This is a genomic window from Bacteroides faecichinchillae JCM 17102 (genome assembly GCF_000614145.1).
In the GTDB taxonomy this organism is placed as follows: Bacteria; Bacteroidota; Bacteroidia; order Bacteroidales; family Bacteroidaceae; genus Bacteroides; species Bacteroides faecichinchillae.
In genome coordinates this window covers 1-2,687 of the sequence record NZ_BAKK01000101.1, presented here as the reverse complement: position 1 = coordinate 2,687, position 2,687 = coordinate 1, and the positions used below count along the sequence as shown (strand labels likewise).

At 46.4% G+C, this 2,687-nt stretch carries 2 protein-coding genes and 1 pseudogene; all 3 read right to left on the bottom strand.

What is annotated here, in order from left to right; translation table 11 throughout:
• Positions 1-83: 83 nt before the first annotated feature.
• Positions 84-1,040 (bottom strand): DUF8464 domain-containing protein, encoded by a 957-nt coding sequence (locus tag JCM17102_RS20805; protein WP_025076549.1) that lies wholly within the window; start codon positions 1,038-1,040, stop codon positions 84-86.
• 224 nt (positions 1,041-1,264) lie between these two features.
• Positions 1,265-2,340: pseudogene (locus JCM17102_RS28705) on the bottom strand (AAA family ATPase).
• Between the two features lie 14 nt (positions 2,341-2,354).
• On the bottom strand, positions 2,355-2,663 hold the full coding sequence (locus tag JCM17102_RS20795) for a DUF3853 family protein (protein ID WP_025076548.1): 309 nt from the start codon (positions 2,661-2,663) through the stop codon (positions 2,355-2,357).
• Positions 2,664-2,687 lie beyond the last annotated feature (24 nt).

Sequence of the window (2,687 nt, the reverse complement as noted above, 5' to 3'; positions counted from 1 at the left end):
CCCTGAGTGGGTCATTAGGGCAAAGCCCTAATCCCCTCGGGAGAGCCCACAACTACGAAAGCGGAGCGTGTAGTTATAGTGGGCTATAACCGAAAGCCGTTCTTCTTTTTCGGTGACTGGCTGCGCGTCTCTTTGACAGACCGGACTTGCCTTTTTCTTTCAACCTGTTTCTGCAAGTATTCATTCAAGTCCTTGCATCCGTTGTAAGTCTGCGAAGCGTCACGGATGTACAGGTCTCTGCCGTATTCCTTGCGGATTTGTCGGAGAGCTTCCATGCCTGCATGGTCGTTGTCAAAAAAGCAGTGGATGCGTTCGTAGCTGCCCAACGGATAGAGAGCCTTGTTTACATTCGATACGGAGTTCAATACAATGTAGTCCTGTCCATCCAACTCCGGATAATTCGGGCAGCTCTCCTGTCTCAATGTCAGAAAGGAGAGGTAGTCCATGAATCCCTCGAACACATAACAGATATTCCTTGCTTTCCCCGACTGCCTGATGTGGGAGATTTCCTTGGGTGCGATGCAACCCTTGAAATAGCGGTTGCGAACCTCAAATCCACCCAAACCATTGGGAAAGGCGATGGCAAAGTACCGTTTGCCATTGTGGGTGAAACGGGCTTCACTACATTCTCTTTTTGCCAGTTCCATATTTATTCCTCTTCCCTGCAAGTAGGCAAGCAGGGCAGGGGACGATAACGGAACAATCTCCAACTGTTGGAAACTCGGTTCGGAAGAGTTTTGCTTGCCAAAAGAGAAAGATACCGGGCGCACATGCGGTGTCTGTTCCGCTATCCGTTTTAAAATGTAAGGTACATGGTCGGTAGCATACAGGTGTGCAGCCAGTTCAATGATACCGCCACCTTTGCCCAAACCGAAGTCATACCATTGGTTACGTTCGGTATTTACCTTGAACGAAGCTTCTGCTTCTTCCCTTAACGGTGATTTATACCACAGGTTGATACCTTGTTGCTTGACGGGAGAATATCCCAAACTGTGCAGAAAATCTGCTATCCTGATTTGCTTGGCTGTCTGTATATCCATAAAATGATTGTTTTAGTAGTTGGTAAATTGGTTGCTAAATTGATTCGTTTTTCTTTTCGCCCGTACCATTTTAAGAAGTACGGTCTGTATAACCACTTCACTTTATTTTCGTATATATAGGATACGGTAGTAAAGTGAAGTGATTTTGTACTTCCTGCAACCGCTTCGCTTTATTCCTAATATATAGACCCACAGAATAAAGTGAAGCGATTACAAACAACAGGCTAATAGTGGAAGTCGGGCATGAACGTGTATTTCCTGCCGTTCTCCTGCACTATCATCCGTTTGTTGCGAAGCATGGTGATGAGCGGTACCGCCTTTTGATGGTTCAGCTTTACACCTATTGACGTATAGCTTTTGATTAAGGCATTTTCCAGCTCCTTGTAGCCATATTCCTCTTTCAGTCCGAAAACCGCTTCCAGTGCGATGCGGTGCTGTTGTTCGGTGATGTGCCTGTAAGGGTCAAACTTTTCCTCTTCCGGCCTTCCCGGTTTCTTGGCTTCGGGCTTGTAACCCTCCATGAGTTCGGGCAGGGCATTGTCGTTGATACGGAATGCGAAAGGCTCGAAGTCCATTGCCCGTATGTGCATGGCTGAAACATTGCTTATATCTCCATTGTTCTTGTCCTTTTCCACAAGGAGTACGGTTTCTGCCTTGTTGTTCAGTTCAGTACCGATATGCCCTCTCGCATTTTCATCCCCTTTGTTCTGATGCAGTATCGTATGGATATGTATCTGCCTGTCGTCCGTCCACTGCATCAGTCTGGATATGATGCGTGTCGATTCACCGGGACTATTGATGTCATATACCATATCACGAATACCGTCTATGATTACAAGGGCTATGTTGGGTGTATTGTAGATAGCCTGCTCTACAATTCTGATACGCTGTTCGGGCGTGTATTTCCTCAAAGCAAGAAATTCAAGATTTTCATTGTCCCTGTCATCGGGAAGTCCTGCCATCCGTAAAATACGTTTCATGACTTTCAGGCAATGATAAGGCTCTGTTCCGTGTCCACATAAAGGATTTTCCGTTTGTCTTCCGGAAGTTCCGCCACATATCGCAATACGGTGCCGTTCTTCAATGCGGCGGCTACGATAGCCGACACATTGAACGTCTTTTTACTTTTGGCTTTGCCGATGGATGCGCTGAAGTTCCCCAATGTCCCTATGACAGAACCATGTACTTTGAGAATTTCCGGTGCTTTCTCGTAACTTTTCGACAGGCTCAAACGTGAGGCTTGCCAAAGGATTACGGCTTCTTCTGCCGATATTTCCTTGTTGTCTTTCATATAATCCATAAGCACACTTCCCGTTATTTTCGTCCTCCGGTTTTCTTTCCGGCCAGTTCAAGGGCAAGTTCCGCATCAACGATAATCTTGCGTCCTATTTGCGTAATGGCTTTGTCAATCTTTCCGCTTTTCTTTATACGGTTGGCGGTGGGTAGGCTGCACCCGAACAGTTTGGCAATGCCAAGTATTCCGTACACATACTTCCTTCCCGTGTCCGTGACGGGCTGCGGTTGCGCTTCCGTTTGGTTGGAAGCGTGCTTGCTTAGGAATATGAACTCTTCGCCTGTCATCTGCCAGACGGGTTTTAATAATAACTCTTGAAGATTTGTCATCGTCCAATCTATTTAGTCGTTAAA

Bases quoted from the DNA above. Each gene is read 5' to 3' on its own strand.
- JCM17102_RS20805 (WP_025076549.1), bottom strand. From the start codon at position 1,040: ATGGATATACAGACAGCCAAGCAAATCAGGATAGCAGATTTTCTGCAC.
- JCM17102_RS20795 (WP_025076548.1), bottom strand. From the start codon at position 2,663: ATGACAAATCTTCAAGAGTTATTATTAAAACCCGTCTGGCAGATGACA.